The organism is uncultured Kriegella sp., from assembly GCF_963975415.1.
Classification (GTDB): Bacteria; Bacteroidota; Bacteroidia; order Flavobacteriales; family Flavobacteriaceae; genus Kriegella.
In genome coordinates, this window is sequence record NZ_CAXBGN010000006.1 from 148,196 (window position 1) to 164,539 (window position 16,344).

The window sequence follows — 16,344 nt, forward strand, 5'->3', positions numbered from 1 at the left end:
ATAGCAGATTGAACAGGTCTATTCGGTGACTATGGATATGTTATGTTCTTATGGAGGCAAAGTTCTAGAAGAAACTGGTTGTTTTTTAGAAGTATATTCAACTGGTCCTGTATTTTAACACTTTTCAAGCCACAGCGGCATTGCTACAATAATTTTAATTTGCCGTATCGTTTAATGCGTTGCTATTTTCACCTTAATTGAACTTTTGATTTCTCTCAGAGAAGCACTGGGGGCTTGAAAAATGGTTTAAAGCAAGTATATTTTGTGAAGAGTTTATTGTGTTTTATAAATTTTAGTACCTTCTTGAAGATTCTATTTAACAATTTGAAAAGCACAATTATAATGGGACTATTAAATAAAATATTAGGGAACGCGAGTGAGGTTTCATCTGAAAAACTCAATCAAAAATACGCCAGGTTACTAATCAATGATGAGCAAATCGAACTCGGATTTACATTGTTTAGAGATGTATTTATGTTCACTAATAAAAGGTTGATTTTAGTGGATATTCAAGGCATAACGGGAAGCAAAATTGAATATAAATCTTTGCCCTATAAGAACATTTCTCGCTTCTCGCTAGAAACGTCCGGGACATTCGATTTGGACGCAGAGCTCAAGATTTGGATTTCCAGTGAGGATACTCCTAGTGTTAGTAAGAAATTCAATAAAAGCATCGATGTATATGAAGTTCAGAAATATTTGGCAAATAAGGTAATGTAAGATATTACTTGGAAAGCTTAGATAAAGCATGAATTCAAATTTGCTTACCAAAGGAATATAGATCGGTAATAGTCTATTTTTAGTTGATTGACATCTTTAAAATCAAGCGTAATGTAAGATTCAGCCCTTAAAAAGAAAAAAGGCTCCCGATTTCTCGGAAGCCTTGTCTTTATTACCGTGGGCCCTACTGGATTCGAACCAGTGACCCCCTGCTTGTAAGGCAGGTGCTCTGAACCAACTGAGCTAAGAGCCCTAAAAAGGTGTGCAAATATAATATAGATTTTTAGATGCCCAAAAGAAAAATCGGAAAAATAAAAGTTTATTTTAATAACCTCAAAATTTGAAGTAATGATGAGCAGGTTATTTTAAACAGTGCATCAAATGCTTCCGTAGTTATCAAGTATCATCTGGTCTGTTTCCGCCTTTGATTTAAAAACTTCAAAATCACGTCCTTGAGTTCGTTGTGCGCCGAGAGCATTTGCATATTTAGTTGCCTTGATATAATCGGTTTTGTTTACCAAGAGACCATATCCGAGCCCTCCCGCAAAAGAATCACCACACCCAGTGGTGTCGACAACATTGGCGACACGAATTGATTTGACTATTTCATGATGTACATTTTCACCTTTTTTAAAAAATACTGCCCCGCCATTGGCATCTAAGGTGACAATTAGTGATTTTACTCCCGTTTTAAGGGCATGGGCTGCCAAAGCTGGCAGGTGCTCTGTACTTTCGTCATTAACATGCACCAGTTTTTCTGGCAAATATTCCTTATCGAACCAGCAGCACTTAGATTCTTCAAGGTTCATTTTTAATACATCGATATGGGGTAGCCATTGGTCGCGGTCGATCCAAAACTTTATCAATCGGTCCCCTGTCATAGTTACTGTGTTCGTGGGACCGTGACCATCGAAGATGATAGTGCCTTCACTATTCTCTTTGATATATTTTAAAGTTTCTAAAGGTACTTCATAATCAGTTATGGGCACACAGACAAAAACATCACAATGCAGAAGGTCTTTGATGTCGGCCGGGATAATCGGATTCATAAAACCTGTTTGTTTCTCCAAGCGATTGTTTTGGTCAATAAATTTGAGGCTAATAACGTCTCCTTGGTCTAAATCGCTAGTGATATATTCCACATTGATGTTGTCATATTCCGACAACAGCAGTTTTACGGCGGCTTCGTCTTTTTTGCGAACATGTGATACCAAAAAAACGGTTCCATCCGAACCTAGCAACTTGGCCAAACCAATTGCGGTATGGGTAGCACACCCATATTTTTCAATAACTTCACCATGATGGGTCGTAATATGGTCTCTAGGGATGGGACCTAATACCGCTACATTGTATTTTGACATACGCAAAGATTCTTTTATGAATAAATAAAACTTTTCCCTAATCTTTTTCGAATGCTCAGAAAAATATGGGCAAGTATATAAATATAAGTAAAAATGTTTACTTGGGATCTGCCCTAAAACATTGTAAATACAAAAGGTTGCAGATTTTGTATTGGAATATTTATGGATGGATTAAGTGAAAGTTACGGCGAATTTTTTATGGCATGGATAATCTAGTTTTGTCACCTAGGTACATAAGCGAGACGGCAAAAATGGAATAATCGATGGGATGGATAGTTTTTGCCCACTATCGAAACTGCAACAAAAGTTAAGCTCGATAAACAACCTTATATCGATATAATAGTTGGCTGTATTCTTTTTAGAAATAAATCAAACTTTCCCACCGATTATCTCTAAGTCGGACTTTTCTTCCTGCAATTTTTTGGCATCCTCAGGGGAAACACCTGTGCGCCATAGGTATACCCGTTTAAGACCTTCCATTTTTTCAAGATCGACCAAGCACGAATCGGTTACCTTGGTGCCGTATAAATTCAATGTTTCTATATGACCAAGCTTTGAAAGCATGGCGACACCTTTGTCTGTGATGTCCGTTTTTTCTAATTGAAGCCTCGTTAGGTTTTCAAAATTACCTACAATGGAAAGCCATTCATCTTCCACATTACTATCGGCAAGTGAAAGCCAGGTAATATGGTCTTTGACTTTTTCTAACTCCAAAAGTTGTTCTTTGGTCAAATCGTTTTTCGAATATTTAACATCTAGAAGCGGATTTTTTCCTCCTAATGTTCTTACTGAAAACCCAACCTTGCGCAAATTCTCTATTTGCGTACTATCCAAGGGGGCTAATTGAACCGTTTCATACCAGGGCTTGGGTTCGGTGTCGAGTCCATAGAGGCGTAAAATTGTCGGTTTGATCGTGTTCGGTATTTCCAAGTCGCTCAACTTCTTGTCAAAAGGTGAACCTTGGGCGATCCACCATTCCATAACTTTTATTTCGTCATAAGTCATGGGTTCACCTTTAGGGGGCATGTACTTTGTGTTTTTTTGTGGTAAGGTCACTCGCCTGAACAACTCACTTTCGGTCGGTTGGCTAGCTTCCACTACCGGTCCGTTTTCTCCTCCTTCCTGAAGGAGTTCGGGGGTGGCAAGATTGAGTCCTCCACGTTGCACCTCGTCACTATGACAACTAATACATTTTGTTTCTAAAATCGGATGGATCATGTCGGCGTATACCGCTACTGAATCGGGAGAGCTCAGTTGGGGAAGTTTCTCTTCCTTTTGAACGACTCCGAGCATATTTTGAATGGGTGCTGGCGCATATTCGACCAAATAATTTTCACCATGGGTCAAATTTCCGCCTTTATGCCCTTCGATCATTAGCATTAATAGCAAAACGATATTAATTCCATTGTGTACGAGCTTCGAGAAATTCTCAGCTTTGTACTTTATCCGCCATCCTATAAAAGACACGATGACCAAAGCGATGCCCAACCATCGATGCACAAATAAATTATCGGCTTGGTACGATCCACTTTCTCCTAAAAACCAGCCGCACAGGGCTGCCACAAAAGCACTAACACCACCTAAAAGCCATGCAAAAGCAATCAAACGACTTTTTCTTTTTTTCTTTTTTATGGCTTGATACCATTCCAGAAGTATGGCCAAAAGTAAAAAGCCAATGGGTAAATGCACAAATAGGGGATGGAAACGACCCAAAAAAGTAGAGAATTCCAATGCGATCATAGTAATGGTTTTGTGGTGGAAATTATAAGGTTGTTAGAAAAAATTTGGAAGACCATGGCCTTCTGGTGATATGTTGTATTGGGTAAAAGCCTAAATGAAATCTATTTTTGCCTATCCTCCTCCGTTGTGTATGGGAATCGCTTCCTGCAAAGATAGTTGCTATTCTAAGGCTAAAATCTAAAAAGCCTGTAAGCGATTCCAATCTGTAAAGGCTATATTCATTCCTGTGGTTTGTCATTTTTTTATGCTAAAATTTCATTAACAACCTCACCGTGAACATCGGTAAGCCGATATCTTCTTCCTTGAAATTTAAAGGTCAAACGTTCATGATCAACACCGAGTAAATGCATCAATGTGGCTTGAAAATCGTGCACGTGCACCGGTCTTTGTACAACATTGTAACCAAAATCATCAGTGGCACCTAAGGTAAACCCTTTTTTGATTCCGGCACCAGCCATAAAAATAGTAAAACATTTTGGGTGATGATCTCTTCCAAAATTATCAGGAGTCAATTTCCCCTGTGAATAATTAGTGCGACCAAACTCTCCACCCCAAATGACCAAAGTATCCTCAAGCATTCCTCGCTGTTTTAAGTCGGTTATCAATGCTGCGGTAGCCTGGTCGGTATCTTTGCATTGCACCTTTATGGCATTGGGCAGATTGCCGTGTTGATCCCAGCCTTGGTGATATAATTGGATGAATTTTACATCACGTTCGGCCAATCTTCTGGCTAAAATACAATTGGCGGCAAATGTACCTGGCTTTTTACTGTCTTCCCCATACATGTCATAAATGTAATCGGGTTCGTCTTTGGTATCCATAATTTCGGGAACCGAGGTCTGCATTCTAAAGGCCATTTCATACTGGGCCATACGGGCCAAAATTTCGGGATCGCCAACATCTTGATGGTTTATTTGTTCTAGTTTTTGAAGATGATCCAATTGTTCGCGCCTACTTTTTTCATCAATTCCTGGTGGATTGTTCAAATACAATACCGGATCTTTTCCTGCTCTAAATTGAACACCTTGGTGTTGAGAGGGGAGAAACCCATTGCCCCATAATCGAGAATACAGCGGTTGACCGTATTTATCCTTGGTAACCAAAACTACGAATTCGGGAAGGTTTTTATTATCGGTTCCCAAACCATAGCTTACCCACGAGCCAATTGAAGGTCTACCGGGAAGTTGTGACCCTGTCTGCAGAAAAGTAATTGCAGGGTCGTGGTTTATAGCCTCGGTATACATAGACTTGACAAAACAAAGTTCATCGACAATTTTCGAAGTGTGTGGCATAAGGTCTGACATCCAAGCCCCGCTATCGCCATGTTGTTTGAAATCGAAAATTGTACCTGCAATGGGCAGTGTGGCCTGACCTGATGACATGCCGGTGAGCCGTTGTTCGCCTTGAACGCTTTTGGGCAAATCTTGCCCCTGCATTTTATTCAACAAAGGTTTGTAGTCGAAAAGATCTAACTGAGAGGGCGCTCCACTCTGAAAGAGATAAATAACACGCTTCACTTTTGGCGGAAAATGAGGTTGCCCCAAAATACCACCACTATTGGTGTGATTGTGAAGTAAGGGCGTCTCTTTGCCGAATAGGCTCATTGGGTCGATCATCGAGGCCATTGATAAGGCTCCCATGCCCAACGAAGTCTTGGTCAAAAAATCGCGACGTGAATAGTTCTTATTTTCGTTGTGGGTACACATGGTTTAAGGTTCAAGTTTAAAATCAGTTCAAGTTCATCACAGGTAAGTTTTCAGGTTCAAATGGTATATGCTATTTGAACGAGGTCCTCAGTTTTATTTTATCTATCGCTTCATATAAGTTTCGTCATGGTTTAAAATGGTATTGGCGACCATAGTCAAGGCGGCTGTTTTTGGCGTTTGCAATACCTGATTTATTTCTTTTTTTCCTACCGTTAGTAGCCGCTTGATTTCTTTTGGATTAGTCTCGAAACGGTCAGATTGCGTCTGATATAATTCCTTTAACACCAATGCCTCTTCCTCTTTCGGAAAACGGCTTACCGCCAATCGAAATCCATACGCGATTTGATCTTCCAGTGTGTTGCCCCCTTCTGTTTGCATGCGTTCTGCCAGTATTTTTGATGCTTCAACAAATTGAGTGTCGTTCATCAGTACCAAGGCTTGAAGGGGCGTATTGGTATTTTCTCGTTTTACGGTACATACCTCGCGTGAAGGGGCATCAAAGGCTGTCATCGCAGGGTGGGGTGAGGTTCTTCGTATAAAGGTATATAAGCCCCTTCTGTATAAGCTATCACCTTCAGACTCTTTATAGTTTAATAAAATATGGGAAAAACTGTTCTTCTCGATCCATAGGCCTTCTGGTTGATAGGGTTTTACGCTTTTGCCCCCAACATGGTTTACTAGTAGTCCACTAGCGGCAAGGGCATTGTCTCGAATCATTTCGGCAGGCAAACGGTAACTGTTGCTTCGAGCCAAATAGATATTGGTGGGGTCTTTTTCACGCATTTTATCAGTAACCTGTGATGATTGTCGATAGGTGTGGGACATGACCATTGTCTTGAGCAAATGCTTTACATTCCAATCATTTTCAATGAACGATATGGCCAACCAATCCAACAACTGCGGATGGGTGGGTAATGCTCCTTGAACGCCAAAATCTTGGGGAGTATTTACTAACCCCTTTCCAAAAAGCATCTGCCAATAGCGGTTAACGGTGACCCTTGCCGTTAAGGGATTTTCTTTGGAAAAGAACCATTTTGCAAGTCCCAATCGGTTCTTGGGATAGTCTTCTGAAAAAGCAGGAAGTACTTGAGGTGTATTGGCTTCCACCTTGTAGATAGGTTGCTCATAATCACCACGGTCATAGGCATAGGCTTGTCTTTTTTCGGGCATTTCTTCCATTACCATTATCTCCATCACAGGCATCATAAGTTGCAGCCATTCCTTTCTGAGGTTTTGCAAATCTTTTTCAATCTCGGTTACCTGAGGCGATTGTTCGATCCAATATTCGGCCAGGAGTTCCTTTTTTGAAGTATTCGAAACATCTTCATCGTTTTGTGCGATGCGGGTAATTTCTATTGGAGTGAGGGCTCTGGAGTACATTCGAATGTCATCAAGCGCACCTTTAAATATACCGTCTTCCCCTGTAAAAGCCCGATAACTTTTAGCAACTTTTACAGGTCTGGTTTCTATTTTATGAACTGCGGATTGCAGTGTTTTTATCGATTTATATAAATGATCGTAGGGTACGGTAGTCTCTATCTCTTGTCCATCGATAAAAAGTTGTAACCCTTTAGCCTTACCGGATCCGTCATACGAAAAGGCTACATGTCGCCAAGCGTTGGTTTTAATCGAATCTTTAGATCGTACTTGAATGTAGTTGTGGGGCAGGGAGTGAATCAAACGGGCATTTAAATAATTTAAGCTATCAAGATAAAAATCCCAACCGCTCCAAAAATTGTTCTTCAATCCTGATGTACCTAGCAATTGTTGGGTTCTGCCTTTTTCACGTTTCTTAGTATTCATCCAAAGAGCAGCGGAAAAAGAATCTGTATATTCAAAATTGGGAATATTTTTGAGAGAAACATCATCGTATTCCCCCGTGAATACAAAAGCATTCCCCTTTTTACCTTTAACTATTTTGGGAGCTTTGCCGGAAGTAGCATTCGGATTGCCATCGGCTAAATAAGAACCTCCTTTTTTGCTTATCTTGTCTAATGGATAGTAACCTAAAAGTCCTTTTTCCTTGAAATTTTGAGGTAGTTGATTGATATAACTATCTAAATCGAGCAGCTCTTTTTTGGTCAGTTGTAGTTGTTTTTCTTTTTTATGAATGGCGTCTTGAACGGTTTCCAACTTACGTTCGGTTTGGGCATTGGGAAGCGCAAGTAATGGTCCATAATTTCCATCATCACCTGTCATTCCCAATTCTTTTACATTGTTGAAAAATGCGGTCATTTGAAAATAATCCTTCTGCGAAATAGGGTCGAATTTATGATCGTGGCATCTGGCACAAGCTACTGTGAGTCCCATTAAAGCGGTGCCAACGGTTTCGGCCCGGTCCCAAACATAGTTGAGTCGAAATTCTTCTTCTATGGCACCACCTTCTGCGGTCATGGGGTGGTTTCTATTAAATGCCGTGGCCAATTTTTGTTCTTTGGTCGGGTCGGGGAAAAGGTCTCCTGCCAATTGCCAAGTCACAAATTGATCATATGGCATATTGTCTTTGAAAGCATTGATAACCCAATCGCGCCATGGCCACATCAAGCGCCAACCATCGGCATGTAGGCCGTGCGAGTCGGCATATCGTGAGAGGTCCATCCAATCAAGGGCCAATCTTTCGGCATTCGCATCGGTCGCAAGCAGTTCGTCAACTACTTTTTCGTAGGCATTGGGGCGTTCATCTTTTAAAAAAGCATCTATTTGCCCGATTGTAGGGGGTAAACCTGTAAGGTCAATGGTCACCCTACGCAATAACCGTTCTTTATTGGTTTCGACGGATGGCTCAAAACCCTGTTGTTTCAGTATACTTTGTATAAAGAAATCAATTGCATTGTTCCCTTGCCATGAGTTGTTTGCCTTTTTTGGAACCTCTGGTTTCTCGGGCACAGTGAAAGCCCAGTGATCTTTCCATTTTGCTCCTTGTTCGATCCATTTGATGATGGTCGCCTTTTCTTTTGCAGTGAGGGAAAGATTAGATTCCGGTGGAGGCATCATTACTTCAGGGTCGTCGCTCAGCACTCTGATAATACTTTCGCTTTTTTCGGGACGCCCCGAAACGAAGGCATGGTTTCCATTACTTAGTTTTGCGAATGCCTCATGTTCAAGGTCTAATCGGAGCTCCGCTTTTCGGGTGTTTTCGTCAGGACCGTGACAGGCATAACAGCGATCGGAAAGAATCGGCTTTACATGAAAATTAAAATCGATGGTTTCGGGAAGGGCATTATAGGCTACTTCAACTTCTTTTGGTAGGTCAAAAGAACATGATAGCGTTAACCAGATCAGACATAATATGGCGATTTTTTTTAATTTCATTTTATACATCGGGTCCAAGCCCTTAAAATTACATTTTTTAATTTATAAATTTTACAATGGTTATGGTGTGCCATTATCGTTTCATATAGGTTTCATCATGGTTCAAAATGGTGTTGGCTACCATCGTCAAAGCGGCAGTTTTATTATTTAATAGGGATGGGTTCATAGACTTTTTACCAACGGTCAAAAGTTTTTCGATTTCATCGGGATTCACTTTAAAACGATTGGCTTGGGTTTTATAAAGGTTCGTTAAAATTGAAAGTTCTTCTTTTTTGGGAAATCGGCTTAGGGCTAGCCGGAATCCGTAGCCGATTTGACTCTCTAAAGAATCCCCTCCTTCCTGTTGCATGCGTTGCGCCAATATTTTCGAAGCTTCGACGAATTGCGTATCGTTCATGAGTACTAAGGCCTGCAAAGGGGTGTTCGTATTTTCACGTTTTACTGTACATACCTCTCTAGAAGGGGCATCGAAAGCCGACATGGCAGGGTGTGGTGAAGTTCGGCGGATGAATGTGTACAGTCCCCTGCGATAAAGGCTGTCGCCCTCAGATTCGATATACCGTAATAATTGATGTGAGAAATTACTTTTTTCGATCCAAAGATTTCCTGGTTGATACGGTCGCACACTTTTTCCGCCTACATCACGAACAAGAAGCCCGCTAGCGGCAAGCGCATTGTCACGAATCATCTCTGCCGGCAGACGGTATGTATTACTTCTGGCCAAATAACGGTTTATAGGGTCATTTTCATAGGTTTTTTGGTCGATTTGTGATGATTGTCGGTAGGTGTTCGATAACACCATAGTTTTTAGCAGGGCTTTTACGTTCCAATCATTCTCCATAAAAGACAAGGCCAGCCAATCTAATAGTTGCGGGTGACTGGGCAAAGCTCCTTGTACGCCAAAGTCCTCGGGGGTGCTGACCAATCCCCTGCCAAATAGCATTTGCCAATACCGATTTACGGTGACTCGGGCGGTAAGCGGGTTGTCGGGAGAGCATAACCATTGTGCCAACCCCAATCTATTCTTGGGATATTCGTCGGGAAAACTTGGCAATGCTTCCGGTGTGTTGGGTTTTACCTCGTAAATCGGTTGCTCGTATTCTCCACGATCATAGGCGAATGTGGTTCTTTTTTCGGGCATTTCTTCCATAACCATGATTTCCATAACCGGCATCATCTGCGACAACCATGCATTTCGCAGATCTTTGAGCTCTTTTTCAATGTTTTTGACTTTTTCGGATTGATTTATCCAAAATTCCCGATCAGGTTTTTTGATTTTAGTAACGGGCGACGCATCCTCGGCTTCTGCAATACCCTGTATTTCTAATGGCGCCAGATTTCTTGAGTAAATTCGGATATCATCTATCTTTCCTTGAAAAATTCCGTTTTCCCCAGTAGAAAAACTATAGTTTCTAGCTACTTTTATAGATCTTGTGTATAAAGTATGTTCTTTGTCTTTGATTGATTTTATGCTTTTATACAGTCGGTTATAAGGGATTTTTGTGGGTTGTTCTTTACCGTCAATAAAAAGTTTTAGTCCTTTTGCCTTTCCCGAACCATCGTAAGTAAATGCAACATGTCGCCACGTGTTCAGATTGATCGAATCTTCTGCTATTACATGTATGTAGTTGTGCGGGAGGGAGCTGACCAGTCGCGCATTTAAATGGTTTAGGCTGTCGAGATAAAAATCCCAGCCCCGCCAAAGGCTGTTTTTTCCGCCCACTGTACCCAGCAATGTTTGGGTTTTTCCGGCTTTCCTTTTCTTGGTATTTAGCCATAGTGTAGCAGAAAATTTATCCGTCCATTCAAAATTTGGGGTGTTGTCGATATATATTTCGTCGTACTCCCCAGTGAATTCCAATGCATTTCCCTTTTTTCCGGGAACTATGCTAGGGGCAGCTTTTGAAGTCACTTTTTTATTTCCGTCTATGACATACCGCTTATCGGTATTGGTTTTTTTTGAAACATTGTCGAACGGGTAGTGGCTTATGAGTCCTGTTTTGTAATAGTCATTGGGCAGTTCTTTTATATAAGTTTTCAAGTTGGCGAGTTCTTTTTTGGTAAGCTGTAACTGTCGCTCTTTAAGATGAATTTCGCTTTTTAAACTGTCTAATACCTGATCTGTCGCTTCATCGGTTAAGGCTAACATTGGTCCTGAATTGACATCGTTGCCAGTAACGCCCAATTCCTTTATATTATCAAAGAAAGCAGTCATTTGAAAGTAATCTTTTTGGGAAATAGGGTCGAATTTATGATCATGACATCGAGCACATGCGACCGTAAGCCCCATAAAAGCGGTGCCTACGGTTTCTGCCCTATCCCAAACAGAATTTAATCGGTTTTCTTCATCAATGGCACCTCCTTCGCTCGTACTGGGATGGTTGCGGTTAAAGGCAGTGGCCAATTTTTGTTCTTTTGTAGCTTCTGGTAAAAGGTCTCCGGCCAATTGCCACGTGATGAATTGATCATAAGGCATATTGCGCTTAAAAGCACTGATTGCCCAATCACGCCAAGGCCACATCATTCTAGCCCCATCGGCATGTTTTCCGTGGGAATCGGCATAACGCGAAAGGTCCATCCAGTCTAGGGCAAGGCGTTCAGCGTTGGCATCGGTTTTTAATAACTTGTCTACCACATTTTCATAAGCATCCCGACTTTCATCTTTTAAAAAAGCATCGAGTTCAGAAATGGTTGGCGGTAGTCCAGTGAGGTCCATGGTAACCCGACGTAACAATCTTTCTTTATCGGCTTCGGGAGACGGTTTGAAACCCTGCTGTTTTAAGATATGCTGAACAAAAAGGTCAATCTCGTTAATGCTTTTCCACGTGCTGTCCGATGGTCTTGGGATGTCTGGTTTTTCGGGTTTGACAAAAGCCCAATGCGCTTTCCATTGAGCGCCTTGTTCAACCCACTTGATAATTGTGGCTTTTTCCTTCGGAGTCAGCAAAAGATTTGACTCAGGCGGAGGCATGATTACCGCTGGATCATCACTAAGTATTCTTGTGATGCTCTCACTTTTGGCAAGATTTCCTGAAACAAAGGCGTGGTTGCCATTACTAAGTATGGCAAACGCTTCTTCTTCGAGGTCTAATCGTAATTCGGCTTTTCTGCTGTTTTTATCCGGACCATGACAAGCAAAACAACGATCGGAAAGAATAGGTTTCACATGAAAGTTAAAGTCGATGGTTTCGGGGAGTGCGTCGTATGCCACTTCCACATCTTTCGGAAGACTTAGCGAACATGAAGTGGCCGAAAAAACCAAAAAAATCAATAAAATTCGAAGACTGGGCATTTAGGTGTTTATATAGGTCACCTAAAATACATATTTTATTTAAATGTTATATTTTTAAGGAAATGTATATGGCTTTAGTGATAAGTAAGCTAATTTTTTTAGAATTTGTTAATCGTCTCTGAGGCCGTTTTTTGCTTGGTTTTCATCTTCGAGACTATTTAAATTTTTGGAGACCAAAAAATAGTTTTACATTTGCGCCCAGTTTTAGGGATATTAGCTCAGTTGGTTTAGAGCGCTGCCTTGACAGGGCAGAGGTCACTGGTTCGAATCCAGTATATCCCACATTTTCTACTTCATATTTAGTATCCCTCAATTTTCAGGTTGTAAAGTCGCGGTTTATATTCCTTTTTTATCTTTAGCTCCAGTAGATGAACGGATAAAACATGAAATCCATCTATTTTTTGGCTTTTTCATTGCAATTGCACCTACAAGGCCCACAATCATTTGTTACTTTTGAACGTTGATAAATGCGGTGGTTTCTGATTTGTTTTTCAGTAATTCGTATAATCTTTGAACATGCTCAATAAAGGCATTAAATTTTTAATTGAAAACAAACTCGTAGCTTTCATTTTGCTGGGATTGTTTTTGATTTGGGGTACGGTACATTCACCGTTTAATTTTGGTTTCGACTTTTTACCCAAGGATTCGGTGACCGTTGATGCCATTCCTGATATAGGGGAAAACCAACAAATCGTCTATACGCGATGGGACGGACAATCTCCTCAAGATATTGAAGATCAGATTACCTATCCGTTAACTTCCAACCTGTTGGGCGTTCCCGGTGTCAAAACGGTTCGAAGTTCTTCAATGTTCGGTTTTTCAAGTATCTATGTGATTTTTGAGGAAGGTGTCGATTTCTATTGGGCTCGAAGCCGAATTTTAGAAAAAATAAATGCATTGCCATCAAACGTACTGCCCGATGGGGTCAAGCCGACACTAGGTTCGGATGCAACGGCTTTGGGCCAAATTTTTTGGTACACCATAGAGGGTAGGGACGAAAGCGGGAAAGTGACCGGTGGTTGGGATCTTCACGAAATTCGTAGTGTTCAAGATTTTTACATAAAAAATGCACTCGCTTCCGCAAGTGGGGTCTCGGAAGTAGCTTCGATAGGGGGGTATGTTCAAGAATATCAGATAGATGTAGACCCAGAACTGATGCGGCAATATGCCGTAACACTTTCAGAAGTCATTAAGGCTGTTAAGGAGAATAATAAAGATGCAGGGGCGAAGACCTTAGAGATTAATCAAGCGGAATATTTTGTTCGTGGATTGGGTTATGTCAAGAGTATAGAAGATCTTGAAAACGCACAGGTTCGAACCACGAATTTTACGCCTATTCGTATTAAGGATGTTGCCCGTGTTACCATGGGGCCTGCCGAAAGAAGGGGTATTCTTGATAAAGGTGGGGCCGAGGTGGTCGGTGGGGTGGTAGTATCCCGATTTGGGGCCAACCCTATGCAAACTATTGATAAGGTCAAGCAAAGAATAAGGGAACTTGCACCGGGGTTGCCATCAAAGGTGTTGAAAGATGGTAGAACCTCGCAATTGACAATTGTACCTTTCTATGACCGAACAATACTGATTGAACAAACTTTGAATACCCTTGCCGATGCGCTGACATTCGAAGTGTTGATTACGATTTTGGTGGTCATCGTTTTGTTATTTAACCTTCGTGTTTCTATCTTAATTTCAAGCTTGATGCCCATTGCTGTTTTAATGGTTTTTATAGCCATGAAGATAGGCGGGATAGATGCAAACATTGTTGCACTATCGGGTATAGCCATTGCTATAGGCACTATGGTCGATATGGGTATTATTTTATCCGAAAATATTGTCAGGCACCTCGATTTAAGGAAGCATACCGAAACTGTAGATCAAGTTGTTTATAAGGCGACCACTGAAGTTTCGGGGGCTATTCTTACGGCAGGATTGACCACTATCATTAGTTTTATTCCTGTTTTTACGCTCACTGGGGCCGAAGGTAAATTGTTTACGCCTTTGGCATTTACAAAAACGGCTGCGTTGACAGCTTCAATGATTATTGCACTGTTTTTGATTCCTCCAATTGCCGCACAGTTGTTTCGTGAAAAACGCTCGAACAATCGATTGGCCATTGGTTTCAATATTTTTATAATTGTTTTAGGAGCAGGAGGTATTTTTTTCGGCAACTATTTAAGTGGTATACTGATCGTTTTTGGAGTAATTGGCCTGCTGGGAAAACTTCAAAAAATTACGGAAGGTCAAGTTCAGCTATTCCGACTGATTTGGAGTGTATTGGTCATCGTAATTTTATTAGGATACTATTGGCGTCCATTGGGCTACGGTAACAATATCGTGGTGAACTTGTTGTTTGTCTCCGTGCTATGTGCAATTGTAATTGGTGGCATATTATTATTTAAAAAGTATTATGAATATATTCTGATTTGGGCCTTGGAGTTTAAGTTATGGTTTCTGAGTATTCCTGCTGTATTATTGTTGTTGGGGTTCTTGATAATGACAAATACGGGAAAAGAGTTTATGCCCTCCTTAGACGAAGGGGCATATCTTTTGATGCCCACCTCTATGCCCCATGCAGGAATAAGTGAGAACAAACGGGTTTTAAAGCAGTTGGACATGGCAGTCGATCAGCTTCCTGAAATACAAACTGTTGTAGGAAAAGCGGGTCGGGCAGAATCTTCTTTGGATCCAGCTCCTTTATTCATGTACGAAAATATTATCTTTTATAAACCAGAATTTATTCTGGATGAAAATGGAAATCCCATTGCGTTTCGAACAAATGCTGACGGACTCTTTGAAACTAAAAGTGGTGCATTTGTTGCTTCCGGAAGCGGATATGATGTTGAAGATTTGATTGAAGAACGGGGTGGGGAGTTTTATAGAAATTGGAGACCCGAAATTAAGAACAAAGCAGATATTTGGGATGCCATAGTAGCTGTAACTAAACTACCTGGGGTAACCTCTGCCCCTAAATTACAGCCCATAGAAACCCGCTTGGTCATGTTGCAGACTGGAATGCGAGCTCCTATGGGAATAAAAGTAAAAGGGCAAGACTTAAAGGAAATTGAAGCGTTCGGGTTGCAACTCGAATCCATTTTAAAAGAAGTTCCTGGAATAAAGAAAGAAACTGTGTTTGCTGATCGAATAGTGGGGAAGCCTTATCTTCTTATCGATATCGATCGCAACAAAATTGCCAGACACGGAGTTTCTATAACCGAGGTACAAGAAATAATAGAGGTAGCTGTTGGCGGCAAAGTGCTTTCCCAAACCATTGAAGGAAGGGAGCGTTACGGCATTCGAGTGCGCTATCCGAGGGAACTTCGGGGGACTCCCGAAGATTTGGAAAATATTTACCTGCCCCTGTCGAATGGAACATCGGTTCCACTTTCCGCATTGGTTTCCTTTCGCTATGAGCAGGGGCCACAGGTTATTAAAAGTGAAGACAGTTTCTTGGTGGGCTATGTGGTCTTCGACAAGCAAAGCGACTTTGCAGAAGTCGATGTTGTGGAAGCCGCCAAAGCGAAAATTCAAAAGAGCATTGATGGTAATCGAATTAGAGTTCCTCAGGGTGTTAGCTATCAATTCGCAGGTACCTATGAGAATCAATTACACGCTGAACAAACACTGTCTTTTGTAGTACCTTTGGTTTTATTAGCTATATTTTTGATACTGTACCTACAGTTTCGGTCAGTATCCATTTCGTTAATGGTTTTTACAGGTGTAGCTGTAGCTTTTGCCGGAGGTTTTATTCTACTCTGGTTGTACGGACAATCTTGGTTTATGAATTTTGGTGTTGCCGGAATGAACTTTAGGGAACTTTTCAATATGGGCACCGTAAATTTAAGTGTTGCCGTCTGGGTCGGTTTTATAGCGCTTTTTGGCATAGCTACAGACGATGGTGTGGTTATGGCGACATATTTAAAACAGACTTTCGAAAAAAATGCACCAACGAATGAAAAGGCGATACGTGCAGCTGTATTGGAAGCAGGAAAAAAACGTATTCGCCCTTGTTTAATGACAACAACAACGACCATTTTAGCCCTATTGCCGATCTTAACAGCAACCGGTAGGGGAAGCGATATTATGATTCCTATGGCTATTCCCGGTTTCGGTGGTATGTTGGTAGCACTTATTTCATTGTTTATTGTGCCGGTTCTCTTTAGCTGGCGCAAAGAATGGACCTTAGCATCTGAGGGTAAGCATAAAATTAAATGAC

7 protein-coding genes and 2 tRNA genes are annotated in these 16,344 nt (G+C 41.1%); 3 read left to right on the forward strand and 6 right to left on the reverse strand.

The window, feature by feature from the left end:
• Nucleotides 1-342: 342 nt before the first annotated feature.
• The gene (locus AACZ88_RS14605) at nt 343-720 is read left to right on the forward strand and encodes a PH domain-containing protein (protein ID WP_339711667.1); all 378 of its coding nucleotides are present in this window, start codon (nt 343-345) and stop codon (nt 718-720) included.
• Nucleotides 721-898: 178 nt separating this feature from the next.
• Here the strand turns inward: AACZ88_RS14605 and AACZ88_RS14610 are convergent.
• The 6 genes from AACZ88_RS14610 to AACZ88_RS14635 form a co-directional block, all read right to left on the reverse strand.
• Nucleotides 899-973: transfer RNA gene (locus AACZ88_RS14610), tRNA-Val, on the reverse strand.
• 124 nt (nt 974-1,097) lie between these two features.
• The gene (locus tag AACZ88_RS14615) at nt 1,098-2,081 is read right to left on the reverse strand and encodes a carbohydrate kinase family protein (RefSeq protein ID WP_339711668.1); all 984 of its coding nucleotides are present in this window, start codon (nt 2,079-2,081) and stop codon (nt 1,098-1,100) included.
• A 369-nt stretch (nt 2,082-2,450) separates the two neighbouring features.
• On the reverse strand, nt 2,451-3,821 hold the full coding sequence (locus AACZ88_RS14620) for a c-type cytochrome domain-containing protein (RefSeq protein ID WP_339711670.1): 1,371 nt from the start codon (nt 3,819-3,821) through the stop codon (nt 2,451-2,453).
• Between the two features lie 242 nt (nt 3,822-4,063).
• Nucleotides 4,064-5,527, reverse strand: coding sequence for a DUF1501 domain-containing protein (locus AACZ88_RS14625; RefSeq protein ID WP_339711672.1), 1,464 nt, complete (start codon nt 5,525-5,527; stop codon nt 4,064-4,066).
• 102 nt (nt 5,528-5,629) lie between these two features.
• A complete protein-coding gene (locus tag AACZ88_RS14630) occupies nt 5,630-8,839 on the reverse strand; it encodes a DUF1553 domain-containing protein (RefSeq protein WP_339711673.1) in 3,210 nt (1,069 codons plus the stop codon).
• A 73-nt stretch (nt 8,840-8,912) separates the two neighbouring features.
• The gene (locus AACZ88_RS14635) at nt 8,913-12,131 is read right to left on the reverse strand and encodes a DUF1553 domain-containing protein (protein ID WP_339711675.1); all 3,219 of its coding nucleotides are present in this window, start codon (nt 12,129-12,131) and stop codon (nt 8,913-8,915) included.
• Between the two features lie 207 nt (nt 12,132-12,338).
• On the opposite strand from AACZ88_RS14635, the gene AACZ88_RS14640 reads away from it, so the two are divergent.
• Nucleotides 12,339-12,413, forward strand: a tRNA-Val gene (locus AACZ88_RS14640).
• Between the two features lie 234 nt (nt 12,414-12,647).
• A complete protein-coding gene (locus tag AACZ88_RS14645) occupies nt 12,648-16,343 on the forward strand; it encodes an efflux RND transporter permease subunit (RefSeq protein WP_339711676.1) in 3,696 nt (1,231 codons plus the stop codon).
• Nucleotide 16,344 lies beyond the last annotated feature (1 nt).